The sequence below is a fragment of the Hydrogenophaga sp. 70-12 genome, assembly GCF_001897365.1.
GTDB lineage: Bacteria > Pseudomonadota > Gammaproteobacteria > Burkholderiales > Burkholderiaceae_C > Hydrogenophaga > Hydrogenophaga borbori.
The window spans coordinates 1-3,261 of record NZ_MKSS01000081.1 but is presented as its reverse complement, the minus strand read 5'-3'; the positions used below and the strand labels follow the sequence as shown (position 1 = coordinate 3,261).

Annotated in this window: 5 protein-coding genes; 4 read left to right on the top strand and 1 reads right to left on the bottom strand. The window is 69.6% G+C overall.

The features are described 5' to 3' along the window. The 3 genes from BGO22_RS05330 to BGO22_RS05320 all read left to right on the top strand — a co-directional run. A partial coding sequence (locus BGO22_RS05330; RefSeq protein ID WP_502686428.1) for a recombinase RecA family protein occupies positions 1–501 on the top strand: 501 nt, incomplete at its 5' end. Between the two features lie 5 nt (positions 502–506). Next, positions 507–965, top strand: coding sequence for a recombination regulator RecX (gene recX, locus BGO22_RS05325; protein WP_070399741.1), 459 nt, complete (start codon positions 507–509; stop codon positions 963–965). A gap of 74 nt (positions 966–1,039) precedes the next feature. Then, positions 1,040–1,534 (top strand): hypothetical protein, encoded by a 495-nt coding sequence (locus tag BGO22_RS05320; RefSeq protein ID WP_070399742.1) that lies wholly within the window; start codon positions 1,040–1,042, stop codon positions 1,532–1,534. 12 nt (positions 1,535–1,546) lie between these two features. On the opposite strand, the gene argC is transcribed toward BGO22_RS05320, so the two are convergent. Then, positions 1,547–2,473, bottom strand: coding sequence for an N-acetyl-gamma-glutamyl-phosphate reductase (gene argC / locus BGO22_RS05315; RefSeq protein ID WP_286849526.1), 927 nt, complete (start codon positions 2,471–2,473; stop codon positions 1,547–1,549). Positions 2,474–2,641: 168 nt separating this feature from the next. On the opposite strand from argC, the gene BGO22_RS05310 reads away from it, so the two are divergent. After that, positions 2,642–3,261 (top strand): ATP-grasp domain-containing protein (locus BGO22_RS05310; protein WP_286849525.1); only part of this gene is annotated, 620 nt, incomplete at its 3' end.

The window sequence follows — 3,261 nt, the reverse complement described above, 5'->3', positions numbered from 1 at the left end:
GGCGTGATGTTCGGCAGCCCCGAGACCACCACCGGCGGCAACGCGCTCAAGTTCTACGCCTCGGTGCGCCTGGACATCCGCCGCACCGGCACCATCAAAAAGGGCGACGAGGCCATCGGCAACGAGACCAAGGTCAAGGTGGTGAAGAACAAGGTCTCGCCGCCATTCAAGACGGCCGAGTTCGACATCCTGTTCGGCGAGGGCATCAGCCGCGAGGGCGAGATCCTCGACCTGGGCGTGGTGCACCGCGTGGTCGAGAAGTCCGGTGCCTGGTACGCCTACAACGGCGAGAAGATCGGCCAGGGCCGCGACAACGCGCGCGAGTTCCTCAAGGAAAACGTCGAGTTGCGCGTCGAGATCGAGAACAAGGTGCGCGAGGCCCTGGGTGTGCCGCTGCTGCCGCTGGATGGCGCTTCGGGCGAGGAAGAGGTCGCGCCCGCCAAGGCCCGCAAATCCAAGGCCAAGGCCGACGCCGCCGACGCCGAGGCGGCCGACGCCTGAGCGCCGTGGGCTTCGACAAGCCCTCCCTCAAGGGCCGCGCGCTGCGCCTGCTGGCGCAGCGCGAGCACTCGCGCGCGGAGCTGCAGCGCAAGCTGGCCTCGCACGAGGAAACGCCCGGTGAACTGGCGCAGGCGCTCGACGAGCTGCAGGCCAGGGGATTCATCGACGAGCAGCGGGTCATCGAGTCGGTGATCCACCGCCGCGCCGCCCGCCTGGGGGCCTCGCGCGTGCGGCAGGAACTGCAGGCCAAGGGCCTGCCGGCCGAGGCGGTGGCCCAGGCCGTGGACGGCCTGCGCGGCAGCGAGCTGGAGCGCGCGCGCGAGGTCTGGCGCAAGAAATTCGGCCGCGCCCCGGCCGACGCGGCCGACTGGGCGCGCCAGGCGCGCTTTCTGGTGGCGCGCGGCTTCGACGCCGGGGTGGCGCGGCGCATCATCGGCGACGCAGGGCGCGACGACATGCCCTGAGGGTACTGGTCATTCGGCTGGGATAGATGGCCGGGCGTCCTGCCACACAGGCGGTTTGTTCACCGCCCTGTCCCATGAAACCGCCTCCCCTTCGCGCCCTGCGCCGCGGCCTTGTCCTGCCGGGACTGTGCGGCCTGCTGGCCTGCACCACCATTGACGACTTCCGGCGCTATTCGCCCGAGCAGCGCGCGCAGCTCGTCTGCGAACGCGACACGGCCATCCGCGCGCAGGACATGCGCCTGGCCGAATGGCACCGGCTGCACGCGCAGACGCAGGCCGCGCTCGATCGCGGTTACCTCGTACACCGGCAGTGCCGCCGGGTGGCGACGGCCACCACGGAGGTGTGCGAAACGCAGGGCAATCGCCGCGTGTGCCAAACCAAGGAAGGGGAGCCGCGGTGGGCCTGCGAGGACACCCCGGTGCCGCTCGACGCCGCGCTCGAGCGAAGCAAGCTGGCGGCCTATGCGGAGAACATCGTGCGCGGCACGCAGGAGCGCGACCAGGCCTGGCAGCGCTGCTTCGCGGGCGTGCTAGCGCTGAGCCCGGAGGCGGCCTTCAGCCGGTTCTGAGCCGGCTTTCGCTCACAGCCCGAGCATCAGCTTGAGGTTCTGCACCGCCGCGCCGCTGGCGCCCTTGCCCAGGTTGTCCAGGCGCGCGATCAGTACCGCGTGGCGGTGCGCTTCGTTGGCGAACACGCGCAGCTCGATCAGGTTGGTGTCGTTGAGCGCGGTGGCGTCGAGTTTGCCGTCGTCCGTGGGCGGCAACACCTTCACGAAGCCGCCGGCGGCCGCGCTCGCGGCGTAGTGCTTGCGCAGTGCCTCGTGCAGGTCGGCGGCCTTGGGCTGGCCCGGCAGCGCGTCCAGGTGCAGCGGCAGTTGCACCAGCATGCCCTGGCGGAAGTTGCCCACGGCCGGGATGAAGATGGGGCGGCGCTGCAGGCCCGTGAGCGCCATGATCTCGGGCAGGTGCTTGTGCGACAGGCCCAGCGCATAGGCCTCGAACAGCGGCGCGGTGCCGGCCTCGTAGGCCTCGATCATGGAGCGGCCGCCGCCCGAATAGCCGCTGACCGAGGGCAGCGACAGCGGGAAATCCGGGGGAATCAGGCCGGCATCGACCAGGGGGCGGATCAGCGCGATGGCGCCGGTGGCATAGCAGCCGGGGTTGGCCACGCGGTCGGCCCGCTGCACGGCCTGCGCCTGCGTGGCGGTGAGTTCGGGAAAGCCGTAGACCCAGCCCGCCGCGGTGCGGTGCGCGGTGGAGGCGTCGATGATGCGCGGTTTGTGGCCGGGCAAGGCGTCGACCATCGCGACCGATTCGCGCGCCGCGTCGTCGTGCAGGCACAGCACCACCAGGTCGGCTTGCGCCATGAGTTCGCGCTTGGCTTCGGGGTCCTTGCGGCGTTCGGGCGCGATGCTGAGCAGCTGCACGCCCGGCTCCTGCACGAGCCGCTCGCGGATCTGCAGGCCGGTGGTGCCGGCTTCGCCGTCGATGAAAATCTGGTGGGCCATGCGCGGTTCCTGTGGCGGGACGGGCCGACGAATGCCCTGGGCGGGCGCCGCCGCTACCCGGATTGGTGCGATGCACCATGATACATTCCCTGGTTGCTCCGTCCGAGAGCCCGTCTACCGGCCGCCGCTGCCGCGCCGGACACACGATCCATCCCTGAGAGAGACCTCATGAAGATTCACGAATACCAAGGCAAGGAAATCCTGCGCCAATTTGGTGTGCCCGTGCCGCGCGGCATTCCCGCGTTCACGGTGCAAGAGGCGGTGGAAGCCGCGCAGAAGCTCGGCGGGCCCGTGTGGGTCGTCAAGGCGCAGATCCACGCGGGGGGACGCGGCAAGGGCGGTGGCGTGAAGGTCGCCAAGACCATCGACCAGGTGAAAGAGCTGGCCGGCCAGATCCTGGGCATGCAGCTCAAGACCCACCAGACCGGCCCCGAAGGCCAGAAGGTGCGCCGCCTGTACATCGAAGACGGTGCCGACATCCAGAAGGAGTACTACCTCTCCGTCGTCACCGACCGTGGCACGCAGAAGGTGGCCTTCATCGCCTCCAGCGAGGGCGGCATGGACATCGAGGAAGTGGCGCACGCCACGCCCGAGAAGATCATCAAGGTCTTCGTCGACCCGCTGATCGGCCTGACCGACGCGCAGGCCAAGGAGCTCGCCAAGGGCATCAACCTGCCGGCCGACTCCGAGGCGCAGTTCGCTGACGTCTGCAAGAAGCTCTACAAGTGCTACATGGAGACGGACGCCTCGCTGGTCGAGATCAACCCGCTCAACCGCGACGGCAAGGG

Excerpts from the sequence above, each read along its gene's own strand:
- BGO22_RS05320 (WP_070399742.1), top strand. The coding sequence starts at position 1,040 with ATGAAACCGCCTCCCCTTCGCGCCCTGCGCCGCGGCCTTGTCCTGCCG.
- argC (WP_286849526.1), bottom strand. The coding sequence starts at position 2,473 with ATGGCCCACCAGATTTTCATCGACGGCGAAGCCGGCACCACCGGCCTG.